We start from the raw sequence: 16,183 nt of genomic DNA, 5'->3' as shown, positions 1-16,183 counted from the left end.
CCAACTGGTCACCCTCCACACGGACCGGTCCAGCTTTCCGGTTGCTTGCCACCGCATCGTGCAAAGCCGAACGCTTGATGGATCCCAATAACCGCCCCTGTATTCGGATCGGCTTCACAAACAGCCGCCACAAAATTCTGCTGTTCCATGCCCGAGCTCGGGTCGACGCCGTAATCGAGACGCGCTCCCTTAACAACCACGAAGTGCCCATTCGTCGTGAACGAAAACAGATTCCCGCTTTGCTTCGCGGGCGCGTACACGCCGTTCCAGGTGATCTTCCAATCGCTGTAGTTGTTCGCGGTCCAGTAATGCCAACGCATCGTGTTGTTGGCCTCGAGGACAGGGGGATCCGTCGCGGCATTCGCATCCGAGATTCCGTACGCGCTTTGGCGTTGCGCGATGGCCTGTGCGCATTGGGCGATCGGATCGACCACCGGCGGCGGAACAGACTGGCAACCGGGCTGCGTCCATTGCGAACCGGTCCGCGCCGGCGCTGCCGTCTGCAACATGCCGGCAGGACAGCTCGGCGGTGCCTGATAGCTGCACTGCGGCTGACTCCAGTGCGAACCCTGCCAAACGGCGCTACCTGTTGTGACCCATCCGGGACCCTGTGCACACTGCGGGGCGGGGATCGGATCGTGCCGGATCGGTGTGAGGCACGTGTTGTCCTGGTAACCCGATGAGCACACGACTGGCGTGGCGCGCGCGTGCAGCGTCCACAGACCAGCCGCGACCGAGATCGTGATCAGCGCGAGCAGCGGCCGCGCGAGACGCCCGAGTCCGGGACTCGCATCTCGGCGGGCTTCGTTGCTATCGTTGCGTATTGATTCGAAACATTTGATCTTGAAATTGGAAAATAAGCCCTCACGTTTTGAGCATGGAAAAACGAGACATGAGATCGCTTCCACGCGAAGCGCGCGAAGAACGGCGTCGACAGGTGATCGCCCTCCGGGAAGGCGGGATGACCTACGACGAGATCGCCCAACTTACCGATCTGTCGCGAACGGGTGTGTTCGATATATGCAAGCGTTACGTGCAGGAAGGCACGGCAGCCTTGCGTGACAAGCCGAGCGGGCGTGCCGTCACCCAGAAGCGCGCCCTGACGGAGCAACAGGAGATCGAGGTGCGTGTGTTGATGCGCGATCAAATGCCGGATCAGTTGAAGATGCCGTTTGCGCTGTGGACCCGCCACGCCGTGCGGGAGTTGATTCGACAACGTACGGGTCGCACGCTCACGCTGCAGGGCGTCGGTCTGTACTTGGCACGCTGGGGCTTTACGCCGCAAAAGCCGCTGAAGCGGGCGTACGAACAAAAGCCGCAGGCGGTTCAGACGTGGTTGAACGAGACGTATCCGGAGATTGCGCGCCGTGCGCAGACCGAAGGTGCGGAAATCCAGTGGGGCGACGAGACGGGCTTGCGTTCCGACGATGTGCGCGGGCGCTCCTACGCGCCGATCGGCAAGACACCCGAGCGGCGTGTCATGAGCAAACGCGAAGGGCTGTCGATCATGTCGACCGTGACGAACCGCGGCCAGGTGCGCTGGAAAGTGTTCGAAGGCGCGATGAACGCCGACATCCTGATCGACTTCTTGAAGCGACTGATCAAAGACATGCGGAGCAAAAAGGTGTTTCTGATCCTCGACAACCTGAAGGTTCATCACGCCAAGCTGGTCAAGGCGTGGCTGGCTGAACATGCCGACAAGATCGAAGTGTTCTACCTGCCCTCGTACAGCCCGGAGCTCAATCCCGACGAGATGCTCAACGCCGATTTGAAGGCCAGCATCACACGCCAGGCTCCCGCTCGGACCAAGGGGCATCTGAAGAAAGCCGCTATCAGCCATTTGCGACGGCTTCAGAAGTCGCCGCAACGGGTTACTCGTTATTTCATGCATAAACCCATCCGCTATGCAGCTTGATTCAAGATCAAATATTTCTGATCAATAACATGATTCAGTCCTCGTTCGTCAGTACGCGCAGTACGTCGCGGCGATTCCCTGCGCTCCGGGAATCCCGTTTCCGACACCATCAGTCAAGTGGACCTGCCACCCATTGCCTGTCCACGTCGCCGGCCCTGCATTTACGACGCTGGTTTCGTTCACCCTTAAGTTCTGCGGCGTCACTTGAATCTGCATTGATCCGCCGTTCGGACAGGTCGGTGCCGGCACCCACCACGCGTCGTAGACGGTGTAATAGCCGTAACGTAACCAGCGGCCGCCGATCGGCATCCAGACGTGGAACTGGCAGGACAGAATCTGCCCTGACCCGTCGCTATTCGCTGCAATCGCCCCGTTCGACGGACACGCCGCACCAGCGTCCGCAATATTTCCCGCCTGCAACGTACCCTGGACGCCGAGCGACCCCTTCCCGTTGGCACCGCTGACCATCAGATGGTTGTCGCCGTCATTCATCACGCGCATGTTGAAATCCTGCGCACCCTTACCGCCGTAATGGAAATCGACGTAGGGCGCTTGGCCCGGATGTGTGCCACTCATGTCGCCCAGCTCGAGCGACCCACCCTGGTCGCCATTCATTCCCGCGCCGTTCGCGAGGCGAAATGCGTTTGCGTTGACCACGTCCGCGCCGTTGATGCTGTGCTGCGCTCCGCCCATGTCCGTCATGCTCAAATCCGTCTGCATCGCATTCAGGTCGGGCCGCCCCGGCTTCATGTCGACCCGATATAGGTATCCGTTGTCGCTCGGCGCGTCGCCGACGCCGACCATCATCGCGAGATGACCGCTCCCGGGATTTGAGTAACCAGCGAGCGCCTGGCGGAATGACCCGCCAGTGCCGATCGCCACGGTCGGCTGCATCGTCGCGTCACCCGCCTGGTTCGCATACGGAACGAACCCGCCAAGGTTGCCGCGTCCACTCGACTGCGACGCGAGCGGTACCAGTTTGCTCGGCGGAATGGCGGTCCCGCCCGTCGTAAACAACATCGTTTGCAGCTTGCCGGGCTGCGGCTGAAGAACCTGCGCCAACCATTGCTGGCGGAACACGTTCGCCGTACTCATGCCAGACGGAAGGTAGCCGCCAGCCGTCAAGTCGGAAACTGTCACGTTTGCCGGTTGTGCTGGTGTCGCAAGCGCGGCGAGCTCAGCGCCGTGATCCTTGACGTAGCGGCCAAGGGCCGCTGCCATGACCTGAGACTGAGTCGCCGCACCAGCAACCTGAATCGCGTCGGCGGCATGCTGCAGCCACACGAACAGCGCCGAGGCCATCGTGAGCCACATCAGCGTACCGGCCAAACTACCAAGGATTTCGCCCATTGCTTACCCCTGCCGTCCGACGCGTGTACGCCGCGCGACTACGTATTCGGCTAAGCCGCGGACAAGCCAGCCAACGCAGTCGCAAAGCTGAACCACGCCAAACACGGCGACCATCGCAACGACAAGCGCCGGCATGATTCGAACCGCGATCGCACCAGACGGCGCCTCCGAAACCTCCGCGATCGCCGGCGCAAACGCCCATTGGTAGAGAAAGGCCATCGTGGCGAATCTGAGCGCCAGCAGCACGCTCCCCAAAAGGATCCGTTCCAAGTGCGTCGGTACGATAGCTGCCGACTCCTTCTCCAGTTTCCTGGTCACGGCGTCACCCTTCCTTGAAAAAGCAGCGTTCCGGCCGGGAACAACGTCGGCACATTGATCGTCTGCCCACTCGACAGCGCCTTCGCAGTACCACTGACCGGCACGGCATACCAAAACGCCGGGTTGTCCAGGCGCTCCATAAGGACACCGGCCGCCCCCGGCTTCGTCGGTAGTCCCGCATACACCATCCGGCCCGTGCCGTCCCGGCTCGTCGCGCAGATCGAGCCGTTGACCGCCGTCATTCCTGTCGGCCAGGTCACAGCCATTGCGTCGCTCACCACGCCAGGTTGGCCTTGGGCACTCGCCACGCAGGCGGTGGCAAACACCTCCGCCTGCACGGCACGCGTCTGGGCGACGCTTTCTGCGCGCGCGTCAGATCCAGCGACGCGACTGACCTCGCGCTGCGCCTCGGCAATCAGCCCCATCGCGACCATCACCACGACGAACGGCATCAGCTTGCCCATTTAGAACTCCACGTCCGATGACGCGCTGTTCATCACGCGCCTCTGACGATCTGCCTCTGTCGGCAGCTGCCTGTAATCCGTGCCTTGCAGCTGCGACCGGATACCTTTCTCGTTGCGCGAACCGGCGACGATCAGCGGCGTGACGTGCAATTCGCGATGTGTTTCGCCGTCGCGCTCAGACAGCTGCAGCTGCTGATGAATCACGGCGCCGATCGCGTGTGCGAACAGACCAGAATCTGCGCCGGCGTCTCGTACCATGTTCGCGAGGCGCTGCAGACCGGTGACCTGATCAGCCGCGTGATACGTCGCGATCACCAGGACGCCTGATGCCGCTGCAAGGAACGCCTGTACAACCGCATCGGCAGTACGAAGCTCTCCAACCATGATTACGTTGGGCGCTCCGCGCTGGCGGCGGCGAATTTCCGGGCCAAACTCGGTGTCGTCATCGACCTCGTTCTGATACAGCGTGCCGGTCGCGTGGTCCCCTCGATACACACCCTCGATGTCCATTTCGATCGGGTTCTCGATCGTGTAGCCCACACCGCCATACCGCTTCATCCACTCGACCGTCAGTGACGTGGCCCCCACCGTCTTGCCGCTCGACGTCCCGCCCGAGATCAAGATGACGCGACCTCGCATCGCCGGCGCCAACAACGCATCTTCCACACGCTTGCCGTAGCCGAGCGTGTCGAACGGGAATGCCGCAGGCGCATGACGGCGCAGTACGTACAGCGGGCCCGCGACCGTCTCAAAGCGCGCGCCGCGCATCGACATGCCGTCCCAATGCAGTCTGAAGTCGTTCTTTTTGACCGTCGTTTCAAGGTGGCGCTTCAGTTCTGCAACTGCGTCGCGTTGGTCGTACCCGATCTCGTGGCGAACCGGATCGTTCGCGTAGGTCTTGAACCAAGCTGAATCCCCGGCCTCAAGGTACAGGTCCGAAAAACTCAGCGCCGTGAGCGTGCCGTCTCCGGCCCCTTCGGTCCACTCGCGCCGGTCAGTTTTCCCAAACTCTGCGTCATTCGACAGCATCGCTATTTCTCCAATTCCGCAGTCCCAGATTGGTCTTGCACCGACTGCGTCGTGCAAGACCAATCTGCCTTCCGTCAGCTGAACGTGATCACGACCGTGGTGTTGTTACTGCACACCTGCGCGGCGGAAACGCCGTCCGGCAATGCATTTCGCGTAAACGTCGTCCCCCCGACCACGAGCGTGTCGTAGTCGCGCAGGGTCGTCAGCAGCTGCCCGCAATCCTTCTGGTTGTTGATGCCGGCTAGCGTGATCACGGCGTGCCCGTTGTTATTTGCCGGTGCAAGCGTGATTGCGCCGCCCCACTTGTCAACCAGGTTCCCGCTGCGCACCATCCCAGGCGGCACAATGCCGTTCTGAATTAGGTATGCCGCGTTCCCCGTCGTGAAATTCATATAGCCGTTGGGCGTCTCGCCCAACTGCTGTCTCGCGCTACCTTGCAGCATCGTGATGTCGCTGATCTGCGCCGACACCTTGTTGCCCCCCGATGCGGCATACATCACGCCCGCAGCAGCTGCGATACCCAACAGCACCAGCAACTTCCCATACCAGGTCGCCAGTAAGTCACCCATGTCCTTTCTCCTACGCTTCGCTCGCGTTACCCAAAATTGACGACCGCCGTGCCTACATCCCGATCGAGCCGGCCATGTTCCCGATCATCCCGTTACTGGCGGCCTGCACGAGGCCGATGATGATAAAAATCACAATCAGACAGAGAGCGCCGACAGTCTTCGAAATTCGGCGCATGCGCTTCTCGAGCATGTCAGCATGAGAGTGCGCAAGCGCCTCCAGTGCATCAGCGCCACCCTCGGCGCCATCCAACGTCGCGATTCGCTCGATCAGATCTGGCGATGGAAAGCCGAGTCCCGAGCTCCGCAGTGAATCGCCCAACTGGTGGCCCTCAACGAGCGAGCGATAAACCGGCCGCAACCGCGACGCGAGCCAGGGCGACGCGCGGCGAACCTGCTGTGCAATCGCATCTGCCTGCGGCACGCCACCCTTGACCTGGGTGACAAAATTCAGCATCCAGCGCGTGCCTTCGAACTCCCGGTACACCGTGAACACGAAGTACACTTCCTCGACCCAAACCCGTGCGCGTGCAATCCAACGCGGTAACGCCTTCACTGTCACGGCCACGAACATTGCAGCCAGCAGCGCCGCGATGGCCGGCGCGAATCCTTGCCCGAGGTCACCGAACCAGCCCAGCAGTGCTGTCCAACCTGTCCATTTCTCTCGAGGCAACATCAGTTCGATCGACGGCGTCACCTGATCGCCGACCACATAGAAGAATCCGTACATGCAGATGACGTACACGATCGGATCGACGATGCTCGACCAGGCGACGGTCTGAATCCGGAGGATTCGTGCGCGCGTATCGATGATTTGTTGCATCGCTTTCGGTAGGCCGCCTTCGCTCGATCGCTCACCGATCTCCAGCACGTTGCGCTCCATGTCAGGCAATCCGACGCCTAGCGCCTGCGCGAATGACGCCCCGTCGGCGAGGGCAAGGAACACGCGGTGGACCTGCTGGGCAGCTGCCCGTTTCTTTCGATGCAGGAGGCTTAGACGCACCAGCGCCAGCACCTGCGAAGGCGACTGTCCCTGCGGCAACAACTGAATCGCATCTTCGTAAATTCGGAGCCGCAGCGCCCACGACAATGGCTTTTCTCGACGTGGGCGGTGATGTGACAGGAATCCGAACGGCGGAAAAGAGAACCAATTCACGATGCAAGCTCCTCGAACGTAGGCAGTCGTTCGCCGTTGCGCGCCTCAACGCTCAATTGAGATTGCGCTGCGTTCGGATCGACACGCCCGGCCAGCACGTTCGCGACCGCATAGGCCAGCATCGAATAGTCAGCGTCCGGCCGAGCCCGGTGCCGACGCTTCACCTCGTCGACCGGCAGCGTACGGAGGTTCGCCATCGAGGCGACGTCCATCTCGATTATCTCGGCAGCGACCACGCGTCCGACCGTCCCCAGGCCATCGCAGTGCTCGCACCCGGGCCCGCGCACATGGACGTTCAACGTGTCGCCCCACGTGTTGAGTGCACGGAGCACTTCGTCCGGCACCGCATCATCTGCGGCGTCGACGAGCGGAACGCGACAGTGCTCGCACAACCGCGGTAGCAACCTCATGCCGATCACGGCGATTACCTTTTCCGGGTTGCACGCATTGCGGCGCGATAGACGTTCCGGATCCATGTCCTCGAGGCGCTCGAAGAAGTAATACGGGTCGATGACGTGCAGCGTGGTCAGCACGAGACGGCCCGTTAGCGCCGCTTCAAGCGCCGTGTGCGCCTCATCCGGCGCGCGCAGCTCGCCGATCATCAGCGTGTTCGGATCCATACGCAGCGTCTCGCGCAGCAAATCCATATACGAATGCACGCCAACCACTAGTTGCCCGCCCCATTCCTTCTCGAACTCGGGCGGGTCTTCGATCGCGATCTGCCGACGTTCCGGGAAGCGCTGGGCCAAGTAGCGCTCCATATGAAAGATCGCCTGCGTCTTGCCGCTGCCGGTTGGGCCTGTCAGCGCGACCAGCCCGTTCGGCCGGTGCGCGATCCGCCGCAACCGGTCAATTTGTGCCGGCGCGAACCCCTTCCAAGCGGGGTCATTCTCTGGTTGCTCGGGGCGTGTCGGGGTTCGGAGCCGCAATGCTCGAAGTGCGTCCCGGCGCGACATGGTCGTGCCCAAGCCCGGGCGGCGTTGCAGGCGAGCCACAAGGAATTCGCCGCCGTGCTCAATTGGCACGCACGGCCCGCGGATGATTCGAACCGTGGATAGCCCGGTGCCCGCGAGTTTCTCGCCGTCGATCTGCGCATCCTGAAAATCGAGCGGTTTCAGTTCTGGCGGTTTGTTCGTCGCAAGGCCCTGAAAAATCGCACCACGCAGTCGTCGGCCTTCCTCCGCGTGCATCGAGAATTCATCGGATGTGTACAGGTCGCCATTGATTCGCACCTGCACATCCGTATGCCAGCGACGGACGAAGATGTGGACGTCACTGGCGCCGGCGGCCGCGGCCAGCGACAACAGCGAAAGCGCTCTGGCCTGCGTGGTTTGCGTCGGGTCGCTGCGCCGCACGCTCACGTGTTCACGACGCGCCCGCTCGAGCGCGTCGACCGTAACGAACTCAGTCCTATAGCTGATAGCCAGCTCGTCGAGGCGTTTCAGCCAGGTTCGAACAGCGGCGGAACTCTTGACACGATGGTCGATCTGCAACATCACTACGGATTCAGCCCGATCCGCGTCGCTCGGGATCGCAACGACAACACTCGCCTGCAGATGCTCAGGCACGTCGACCCGATCGGGCCGGGTGCCGTGCTCCTGCGCGAGGTTCACTGGCGATGACGCGGAGACGTCCGGCGCGATCAGCGCCATCGTATCCGCTGCCATCAGCGTCCGTGGCGACTTCATGTCTTTGCTCCTGCAGGAACCGGCAACGGCTGCGGCGCGGCAGATACCGCAGGGAGCTTCGTCCACGCGTACAAAGTGCCCTTGGCGGTCCACGCGGACTTGGCAACGTCGTATCCGACCGACGCAAGCCGCAGGCCGGGCACCGCATCAAGGTCCGCGCTGCGTCGGACCCAAAGCGGTGCATCAGAGGTAAAAGCCGCGTCACGCGCTTGCCAGGGCAACACTTCCACGTCGCCCGCTTTCCCATTCGTATCAGGCTTCGGCGGAGGTTCCAGCGTGAGCACCACGTCGCGCGTTTGCGAGAACGTCAAGATCGTGCGGCGGGCGAGATCGGCAAGGACGGCTGGTGCCGATGACGACGACCAGGCCGCAAGTCGCGTCTCTGACTCCTGCGAATGGTCAGCATCCACCAGCACACCGGGCGCGTCGAGCGCAGTCCCGCCCGCGCGGGTCCAATTTACGGTGAGCGCCAGCGTCTCACCTTGTTGCTCGCAGCGCCAGGCGGCGATCGTCCAACCGCGACGCGCGAGCTTTTGATCGTGCCAAGCGCTTGCACAGGCACTCAGCAGCGCCGACGGTGCAGGCAGCTTCGTCCACGGCAGAATCGCCGCTTCGGCCTCGCGCTGCGCACGCCGGGCGTCGGCCTTCCGCTGCAACTCCGCGAGTCGCTGCTGCTCCTGTTGGTGCGCGAACCACAGAGCGACCGCCACACCGACGACCGTGGCGGCCACCGCCGCTGATACAGCCCAGACGACCTGCGGCACCGCCGCCTGAAGATCGCGCAATCCGCGCTCAGGGGTCGCAAGCCCGACGATCTCTGCCAGCTGCAGGACGGTACCATCGCGCTCGTGCCAGCTTTCTTGCGCCCGAAGAGCATTGCGGGCGGCGATTACATCGTCCCGATCGCCGAAGTGATCGCCACCAGGGACGATTTCACCGTCGCGAACAGCGATCAGCCAATACGCGTCGTCGGTCAATTTGAACACGCCCATCCACGGCGACGGATACTGCTCGGCCGCGAGACTCGCGAGCGCCCGAATGCGGCTCGCGCGTTTCGTGCCGGGCGGCAGTTCGCCATAGCCGACCTGGTACACGCCGGTTGCCGTGTGGCGCACAACACCGAAACGGCCGAGCCGCTTTGCTCGCTCGCGTACCGATGCGGGCTTCGGCTTGACTGGCTCATGCTCCCATGTGAGGCCGAGCGCAAAGCGCGCGGACAATTCGGGAAGCGTCACGATCGTGAGCATCGTCAAAGCCTCACCCACCGTACGCGGCCCGCGCGCGTCAGCTGCACGCGGTTGCCTTCAATTCGCGCGACATTCCAGCCATCGTCGAGCGTGTCGCCAACCCGGACATCGCGCGCAACGCCGCCGATCACCAGCGTCGCCATTGACCGGCCATCATACGAACCCGTCCCGACAAGCGTCATATCGCTGCCCGCCGACATCCGAATGTCGGTGGGTGGCGTGCCTGGGATGGGCGAACCCGCGGCCGGCAATGGGCCGCTCAATGCGGGTGGTATACCGCTCGACGCCGGTTGTTTTGCCTTGTCGATCGCCGCTTCGACCTCGGCGATCTCCTTCTTGACGCGCAAAACCTGCAAGCGCGACTGCAGTAAGGCAAGCTCGTCACTGTCGGTCGTGGTGATGGCTGCAGTAGGCGTCGACGCGTGGACAGCTGCGGCGATGGTACTGCTGGCTTGCGATGCCGGCACTGCGCCGGCGGGCACCGGCAGCGCCGGCGCGCCGATCGCTCTCGGATGGACAGCGAGCAGCAACGCAAACGCAAGCACCGAACCGGTCAGCACGGGCACGCGAACGGATGTCGGATAAAAATGCGAGCGAATGTTCATTCGATGCCTCACAACAGTCGCGCGGTGATCACGATCGCAAGCAGCGTGCGCTGCTGACGAGCGTCGACGCCGCCACCGAGGATGGGATTGAAGGGTGAACCTACGCCGTTGTCCTGCGTGCTGTTATCCGAGCGTTGCATGCCGACGAGCACGAGCGATTCACCTGACTTCAATGGCACAATCTGTTGCAGGTCGTAGTTCTTCAGATGCGGCATCGTCAGGCACGACTGCGTGCTGTTCGAGGAGCATCCCGGCGGCAGCGATACCATTTCGATCAGGCGGCTCAGCGTGAGCGAGAAATCCATCACGATCGTGCCGTTGACGAGTTTGGGCAGGAATTGGCCGGTGAAGCCGACCGGTTGGAACTGCCCGGTCGCAGACGACGACGATCCGACGTTCGCGGCCAGCGTGCTCTGAGTCTGCGGCAAGTACGGGATTTGTTCGCCGTCCTGCAGCGTGACTTTCTTGCCGTTTTGCGTGACGCCAGCATTCGACAGCAGCGTGGTCACGTTGCCGAGGCTCGACAGGGCCTTAATAGCGCCCTTGGTGCCAGAGAACGGGCCGGAAAGGATGCTCGCGCCGAAGCTCATGCCGGAGCCGCCGCCGCTGATCGTAGGCACGGCCGCACCGGTGATGCCGACCGAAGTGTGGCCCGTCGCACTCTTGTAGCCGAGTGCGAGGTCCACACCGTAGTTTTCGTTCTGGTCCGCCTGCACCGAATACAGATGAATGTCCACCGCGATCGTCTTGCTGTACATCGCGGTCAGCGACTTCATCCACCCGTCAACCGCGTCGCATTGCGCTGGCGTGCCGTTCACGACCAGCACCCCGAGGTCGGGATCCGCTGTCACCGTCGCACCGGTGCCGGCGATGGCCGAGGCAGTGGCTTGCAATTGTTTCCACGGCGCAATCGTGACTTTCAGCGTCGAGAGCTGCGAATTCCCACCGGACGTACTGCCCGAATTGCCACCGCTAGAGCCGTTTGCGCCGTTCGACGAGTTCGAACTGGTCGTAATCGAACTTTCCATTCCCGACGTTTCCGAAAGCGCCGGCAACGAGAACACCCGAGTTTCGCGCTTGAAGAACGTGATGACGCCGTCGCGGTAGCGATGCCATACGCCAAACCGAGCCTGCTGCTGATCGAGGAACCCCTTGAACGTTCCCTTGTAGGTAAGCACACGCGCAGAGTCGATGTTCGCCGAAGCAGCCGCGGCCGTCATGATGGGCTGGCCCGCCGGAACACCAGGCATGCCCGGGGGCAACGGCGACGGCATCGCACCCCCACTCGATGCAGGAAATGCCGACGGCGTCGCTGTCGAGCTCGTGACAGACGAGTCAAGCTCGGTGGGCACGCCGGTGGTGCGCGTAATCCACTGCGCAACCTCGGCAAGCGAGCCAGCGGGATACGTGTACGACGCTGCCTTGTCGTAGATAGCCGGTTGCGGCTTGCCCGCGACGATCTGTTCGCCCATCAGCCATGCACGCTTATGCATCTTGACGACGGCGCGACTCGCCGGCGCTTGAGCGATCTGAGCGCGGGCCTGGTCCGTCGCCGCTTGCTGTTCCGTACGGATGTCGCGAATCGCGCATGCGGTGAGCGTCAAAGCTACTGCCGGCACAAGCGCAAACGCGGGAGACAAGAAGGAAGGTCGCATTTAGTCGTTCCCCGCTTCATGGACGACGAATGTCCGGTTGTCCAAGTAACCATCTCCGCGAACGTCAGCGCCATTCGCGGCCAGGTCCTCAAGTACTTTGGTCGCGGCCTCGGGAAAGTCTCCGGCGTAGTCCGCGTCATTCGGCACGATCCAGTCCGGCCCCACGTTCCACGACAGCGACCATCCATCCGATTTAGCCCACTGACGCAGTTGCGATTCGAGTGACACTCCGCCAACGAGATGGTGGAGCGGCTTGGACGGTACATCGACGACCGGCGCAGCAATAACCGTTTCGGACAGCGACAGCGACGCTGCCGGTGCTACGTTGCTCGCAGCGGCAGAAGGGAGCGGAGCATCCGACGACAGCGGGGTAATCGCTGTACCCGACGACGCGAGCGCGAGCGGACTTGTGGCGGTGCCGGCGGACCCCACCTGTGCCGGCGCGTTGTAGCGCGCGAGATAGGGCGCGAGATGGATCGCCGGCGCATTGGGTTGAGCTTGCAGATCCCCAGCGATCGCAGCTGGACTCATCGCATGCGCGACAGCGGCCACAACCGCGCTGCGCACCGACGCGTTAATGTGCTTTCGCATCGCTCGCCCCCTTCGGCACCGGAGCCAGATTCGTCGACGGATTCCCGAACAGAGGCTTGCCGTTGAATTCGCTCGCGTCCGTGACGATCCAAGTTTTGCCGTCGGCTACCTGCAGGATCGTGAGCGGATAGCCTGCCTCGGTAACCGCCGCGAAAATTGACTTCATTGCGGTCTGCAGATCACCCGCGACACGGCTATCGGCCGTTACCGGCACCTGCAGCGGCGTCATCCAGCGCATCGCCACACCGGTCATGCTTGTCCAGCGCGCGAGCGAGATCGCCAGCGTCTTGTCGTCCGCGCGCAGATCGAAGGCCGGCCCGGCGGGCGCGAGTGCGGCCGCAACCTGCGTAGCAAGCGATCCGCGCGACTGTCCGGGCGCATGAGCTTGAGCCGCGGTATTCGCGGGAAGCGAGCAGACCCGCTGATAGTGACCAGTGGTCTGACGAGCGGCGGGCGCCCAATCGGCCGTCGCCCTGTCACCGCCGGCAGCGCAGCCGGACAGGGCAATCATGGCGAACGCAGCAAGACCGCCAGCGAACGACATGCGCGAGAGGCGTGACCGTTTCATCGGATCTCCGGGATATCGGTAACGGCTTGCGATCGCGACCTGCACAAATCGCAAGTAGCGCGCGATATAAAAAGCGCCAGACGCGAATCCGAAAGCACCTGGTCTGGCGAAGCCACCGTTAAGCCCTACAGTGAGGGGAGTCGGACTGACGGGGTACGAGGCACGCAATGTCGGACGATGGGTCTGCGCGAGATGTGCTTCGGATGCGCCCGACTCGTCCAATCGATTAGTAATACTTATGAATTGATTGAATCCCGCAGACGTGATTGCTTTCATCGCTCTCGCCTATTCCGCTTCGGGTCCCAATCTGCGGGCCGTGTCGACGGCTGTCGGCACCGCAGTGCTCGCAACCGAAGCAACCGAGCGAGTCGCCGGTGAACCTGATACAAAGCGGAGAAGCTCGGCGTAGACGCGCCGCGCATACTGGACGCGCTTTCGCGGTGAGGCGGCGTTGTACGCGCCCACAGCATCCCAAGTCAGCCCGAGGCGCGAGATATTTTGCGAAAGGATCCAGGCGCCAACGTAGGCGTTTACGCAGGCATCGAAAAGCGAAGCGCGCGAGATGCCGAAGCGCGACAGTGTCGGGAGCCAACTGGAGTTGATCTGCATCAGCCCGATGTCTTCGCTGCCGTTCGAGTTGCGGTGGTACGCAACCGGCGAGAAGCTCGATTCGACCGCTGCGATCGCGCGCGCGAGCGACGGATTGATGTGGTGATAGGCCGCCGCGTCGTCAATGCAGTCAGCACGGGTGTTCGTTACGAACAATAACGAATTAAGGACGACTACGGATACCAGGAAAACCCTGTAGCGTCCAAGATCGCATACAATATAGCCAGCCATTGGTGGGCCTCGCTCGATTACTTATTGGGCCTCGCTCAGAACTCACTACGTTCTCGTACGAGCGCCGCTGTGGCTAGGTCGGCGCAGTGTTGGTAGCACTGGTGCCGACCGCCTTTATCACTATCAGCGTGTTACTTACTTATCGCCTTTTTTCAGATTCCACTGCAAGCTGATCACGTTCACGTTCAGCTCGTGCTTCTCGAAATACTTCATCATTCGGTCCAGACTTGCCCACGTTCTCGGTTCATTCCGAAACGTATACAGTGTGTGCATGCCCTCTTTCCAAGACAGCTCTACGACAAAGAGATAACCCTCATCTGTGCGTACCACCGACGCATGCTTGATGGCATTGTTCTTCGCCGCATCCCTGAATTCCGCCTCAGTGATCTTGCTCAACCCACCCTCCAATGTGCTTAACTGGAAGATAGTAAAGCGATAGCTACCGATTCGGATGGTTCTGTTCAATTTCTTGCACTGCCTATCTATGCGCAGTGCATTACAACACAAATAGCAATGCAAAACAATACATTTTGCAATTCTTCCTACCAGACCATGATCACCCCTTCACCGTGACCATTGCCGGCTGCCCCAACAGTAGACGGCGTCACCAACTCTAACAGGCTGTTGAAAATTTTCAACTACTTTGTCGAACCGAAATTTAGGGTCTGTTACAACAAGTGAAGAATAAGGAAGATCTAGCGACCCTGGCGGCCACCTTCGTGGCTACGGTCAAGCAGCTGCAGCAGGAGGCTGGCGTCACCGACGCGGAGTTGTCGCGCGCGATCAATCTAGACCGCGGGACGTTAAGCCGTCTTCTGTCGGGGGAGACAACCGATCCGAGACTGAGCACGATCTCGGCGATCGCGAAGTTCTTTGGGGTTCCGATGTCCACGCTGTTCGGCGAGGAGAATAGGGGCTTCGTGCCGGTCTACGAGCAGCGCAGCCTCCGCGCGGCCCACTTGGCTGCGGCCCCGCGGCATGATCAGCATTGGTTGAAGGTGTCGAACATCAATTCGAGCCGTTTCGCCATTACACTCGCCCCGCAAAGCCGCACCGAGCCCCTTCCGCCCAACGCTATCTTGGTCATCGGAGACCATGAATCGCTTGACTCAGGCGATTTGGTGCTGGTAGAAATCGACGAAAAAACATTCTCGATCATAAAAATAACGGACGGAGCGGCGCTGATCGGTTTCGATATCGAGTCGACATCTAAGCGGCGCTCCGTCGTAATTCAAAAGCAACTTCTTGTTGGAAAAGTTCTGGAAATCATAATTGGACGCTAACCTCTGATGAAGTTCACTTTGTAATCGTAGTGATCGACACCATCTCGCGACTTTATCCAAACGACGATTCTCGAGAACAAGACCGAAAACACCATTTCATATATCATTTTTATTGTTATTTGCGCAATGACAATTTTTATCAACACTTCAAGTGGCACAACCCCATAAAACAAAAGAGTGCCAAACAATATGCTGTCCAAAATTGCGCCGACCGCATTGGCCGCAATGAAGCGGAAGATCAGTGCGCGGCCTTTCAAGGTTATTTTCAACCGAGACACCACCAGCGAGTTAGAAAGCTCCCCGGCAAAATAGCCAATCGCGGACGCCCCTAACGCCCTTGCCATTTGCTGCGATACACCGAGGATACTTCCCCCAAGCAGCCCTGCCTTCTCAAGGGACAAGATAATTGCAACGACAAGGATGTTTACCAGAAATGCGCCCCAAATCACGTGTCTGCTTACAACAAAACCATACGTCTCGGTTACACATGCGCCAAAGCAATATGTCAATGGAAAGACAACGAGGGCTGTAGGAAACAGCACGTTGTACTCAGGGAAAAATGGCAGTCTGAAGGTGGAAATGCTATCGCCAATCAGATTGGTGGTCACCAGCATGATGCTAAACAATGCGGTGAGGTAGATTATCGCGTACGGAAAATGGGGCTTCCGTTCTGTGATGTTCTTTATATTCACGTCGTTGGCGTTTACGGTGGCGAGTAGCGCAACGTCATTGACCGAGAATTTTCCGATCCAGTCGGCCTCAAGCAACTCGGCAACCGGAAGCTTCAAAGATACGCCTGTTTCATTTACACGCACTCTTGCAATCGATAGCCGTTTCCCGCCATCTTTTGGAAGAACCGCCTCTACTTGGCAGGTTGGAATACTGTTCGCTGTTGACATGATCAGCCC

The 16,183-nt window shown here is 60.9% G+C and carries 18 protein-coding genes; 2 read left to right on the top strand and 16 right to left on the bottom strand.

The window, feature by feature from the left end:
* Positions 1-8 precede the first annotated feature (8 nt).
* A complete protein-coding gene (locus FPJ27_RS35780) occupies positions 9-908 on the bottom strand; it encodes a hypothetical protein (protein WP_204426503.1) in 900 nt (299 codons plus the stop codon).
* Here FPJ27_RS35780 and FPJ27_RS35775 point away from each other — a divergent pair.
* Positions 878-1,915 carry an IS630 family transposase gene (locus FPJ27_RS35775; protein WP_204421199.1) on the top strand — a complete coding sequence of 346 codons (1,038 nt, stop codon included), beginning with the start codon at positions 878-880 and terminating at the stop codon, positions 1,913-1,915. The genes FPJ27_RS35780 and FPJ27_RS35775 overlap by 31 nt on opposite strands.
* Before the next feature lie 48 nt (positions 1,916-1,963).
* Here FPJ27_RS35775 and pilV read toward each other — a convergent pair whose 3' ends face one another.
* The 14 genes from pilV to FPJ27_RS35705 form a co-directional block, all read right to left on the bottom strand.
* A complete protein-coding gene (gene pilV, locus FPJ27_RS35770) occupies positions 1,964-3,265 on the bottom strand; it encodes a shufflon system plasmid conjugative transfer pilus tip adhesin PilV (RefSeq protein ID WP_204426487.1) in 1,302 nt (433 codons plus the stop codon).
* A gap of 3 nt (positions 3,266-3,268) precedes the next feature.
* Complete coding sequence (locus tag FPJ27_RS35765) at positions 3,269-3,583, bottom strand: hypothetical protein (protein WP_204426486.1); 315 nt, start codon at positions 3,581-3,583, stop codon at positions 3,269-3,271.
* Entirely contained in the window at positions 3,580-4,047 is a 468-nt protein-coding gene (locus tag FPJ27_RS35760) for a hypothetical protein (protein WP_204426485.1), read from the bottom strand. The genes FPJ27_RS35765 and FPJ27_RS35760 overlap by 4 nt, the downstream gene beginning before the upstream one ends.
* Entirely contained in the window at positions 4,048-5,076 is a 1,029-nt protein-coding gene (locus tag FPJ27_RS35755; RefSeq protein WP_204426484.1) for an ATPase, T2SS/T4P/T4SS family, read from the bottom strand.
* 74 nt (positions 5,077-5,150) lie between these two features.
* Positions 5,151-5,645, bottom strand: a complete 495-nt coding sequence (locus FPJ27_RS35750) for a type 4 pilus major pilin (RefSeq protein ID WP_204426483.1) — start codon at positions 5,643-5,645, stop codon at positions 5,151-5,153.
* Positions 5,646-5,697: 52 nt separating this feature from the next.
* Entirely contained in the window at positions 5,698-6,798 is a 1,101-nt protein-coding gene (locus tag FPJ27_RS35745) for a type II secretion system F family protein (protein WP_204426482.1), read from the bottom strand.
* Positions 6,795-8,486: an ATPase, T2SS/T4P/T4SS family gene (locus FPJ27_RS35740; protein WP_204426481.1), complete on the bottom strand. Its 1,692-nt coding sequence runs from the start codon at positions 8,484-8,486 to the stop codon at positions 6,795-6,797. The genes FPJ27_RS35745 and FPJ27_RS35740 overlap by 4 nt, the downstream gene beginning before the upstream one ends.
* Positions 8,483-9,733: a type 4b pilus protein PilO2 gene (pilO2, locus tag FPJ27_RS35735; RefSeq protein ID WP_204426480.1), complete on the bottom strand. Its 1,251-nt coding sequence runs from the start codon at positions 9,731-9,733 to the stop codon at positions 8,483-8,485. Before pilO2 ends, FPJ27_RS35740 begins: the two co-directional genes overlap by 4 nt.
* 2 nt (positions 9,734-9,735) lie before the next feature.
* On the bottom strand, positions 9,736-10,338 hold the full coding sequence (gene pilP, locus FPJ27_RS35730; RefSeq protein WP_204426479.1) for a type IV pilus biogenesis protein PilP: 603 nt from the start codon (positions 10,336-10,338) through the stop codon (positions 9,736-9,738).
* 8 nt (positions 10,339-10,346) lie between these two features.
* A complete protein-coding gene (locus FPJ27_RS35725; protein WP_204426478.1) occupies positions 10,347-11,993 on the bottom strand; it encodes a pilus assembly protein PilN in 1,647 nt (548 codons plus the stop codon).
* Positions 11,994-12,584: a toxin co-regulated pilus biosynthesis Q family protein gene (locus FPJ27_RS35720; protein WP_204426477.1), complete on the bottom strand. Its 591-nt coding sequence runs from the start codon at positions 12,582-12,584 to the stop codon at positions 11,994-11,996.
* On the bottom strand, positions 12,568-13,152 hold the full coding sequence (locus tag FPJ27_RS35715) for a TcpQ domain-containing protein (RefSeq protein ID WP_204426476.1): 585 nt from the start codon (positions 13,150-13,152) through the stop codon (positions 12,568-12,570). Before FPJ27_RS35715 ends, FPJ27_RS35720 begins: the two co-directional genes overlap by 17 nt.
* Positions 13,153-13,437: 285 nt before the next feature.
* A complete protein-coding gene (locus FPJ27_RS35710; protein ID WP_204426475.1) occupies positions 13,438-13,992 on the bottom strand; it encodes a lytic transglycosylase domain-containing protein in 555 nt (184 codons plus the stop codon).
* A gap of 135 nt (positions 13,993-14,127) precedes the next feature.
* Entirely contained in the window at positions 14,128-14,388 is a 261-nt protein-coding gene (locus FPJ27_RS35705) for a hypothetical protein (RefSeq protein WP_204426474.1), read from the bottom strand.
* 281 nt (positions 14,389-14,669) lie between these two features.
* Between FPJ27_RS35705 and FPJ27_RS35700 the strand changes: the two genes are divergently transcribed.
* A complete protein-coding gene (locus FPJ27_RS35700; RefSeq protein ID WP_204426473.1) occupies positions 14,670-15,275 on the top strand; it encodes a helix-turn-helix transcriptional regulator in 606 nt (201 codons plus the stop codon).
* Here the strand turns inward: FPJ27_RS35700 and FPJ27_RS35695 are convergent.
* Complete coding sequence (locus FPJ27_RS35695) at positions 15,272-16,174, bottom strand: VUT family protein (protein WP_239483410.1); 903 nt, start codon at positions 16,172-16,174, stop codon at positions 15,272-15,274. The genes FPJ27_RS35700 and FPJ27_RS35695 overlap by 4 nt on opposite strands.
* Between the last annotated feature and the right edge of the window lie 9 nt (positions 16,175-16,183).

The sequence above is a fragment of the Burkholderia sp. MS455 genome (assembly GCF_016899445.1).
Lineage (GTDB): Bacteria > Pseudomonadota > Gammaproteobacteria > Burkholderiales > Burkholderiaceae > Burkholderia > Burkholderia pyrrocinia_C.
This window is presented reverse-complemented; position numbering and strand designations above follow the sequence as displayed.

What these genes read in the sequence shown, in the direction of transcription:
- FPJ27_RS35755 (WP_204426484.1), bottom strand. Translation starts at nt 5,076, where the DNA reads ATGCTGTCGAATGACGCAGAGTTTGGGAAAACTGACCGGCGCGAGTGG.
- FPJ27_RS35695 (WP_239483410.1), bottom strand. Translation starts at nt 16,174, where the DNA reads ATGTCAACAGCGAACAGTATTCCAACCTGCCAAGTAGAGGCGGTTCTT.
- pilO2 (WP_204426480.1), bottom strand. Translation starts at nt 9,733, where the DNA reads ATGCTCACGATCGTGACGCTTCCCGAATTGTCCGCGCGCTTTGCGCTC.
- FPJ27_RS35725 (WP_204426478.1), bottom strand. Translation starts at nt 11,993, where the DNA reads ATGCGACCTTCCTTCTTGTCTCCCGCGTTTGCGCTTGTGCCGGCAGTA.
- FPJ27_RS35760 (WP_204426485.1), bottom strand. Translation starts at nt 4,047, where the DNA reads ATGGGCAAGCTGATGCCGTTCGTCGTGGTGATGGTCGCGATGGGGCTG.
- pilP (WP_204426479.1), bottom strand. Translation starts at nt 10,338, where the DNA reads ATGAACATTCGCTCGCATTTTTATCCGACATCCGTTCGCGTGCCCGTG.
- FPJ27_RS35750 (WP_204426483.1), bottom strand. Translation starts at nt 5,645, where the DNA reads ATGGGTGACTTACTGGCGACCTGGTATGGGAAGTTGCTGGTGCTGTTG.
- FPJ27_RS35710 (WP_204426475.1), bottom strand. Translation starts at nt 13,992, where the DNA reads ATGGCTGGCTATATTGTATGCGATCTTGGACGCTACAGGGTTTTCCTG.
- FPJ27_RS35775 (WP_204421199.1), top strand. Translation starts at nt 878, where the DNA reads ATGGAAAAACGAGACATGAGATCGCTTCCACGCGAAGCGCGCGAAGAA.
- pilV (WP_204426487.1), bottom strand. Translation starts at nt 3,265, where the DNA reads ATGGGCGAAATCCTTGGTAGTTTGGCCGGTACGCTGATGTGGCTCACG.
- FPJ27_RS35720 (WP_204426477.1), bottom strand. Translation starts at nt 12,584, where the DNA reads ATGCGAAAGCACATTAACGCGTCGGTGCGCAGCGCGGTTGTGGCCGCT.
- FPJ27_RS35715 (WP_204426476.1), bottom strand. Translation starts at nt 13,152, where the DNA reads ATGAAACGGTCACGCCTCTCGCGCATGTCGTTCGCTGGCGGTCTTGCT.
- FPJ27_RS35740 (WP_204426481.1), bottom strand. Translation starts at nt 8,486, where the DNA reads ATGAAGTCGCCACGGACGCTGATGGCAGCGGATACGATGGCGCTGATC.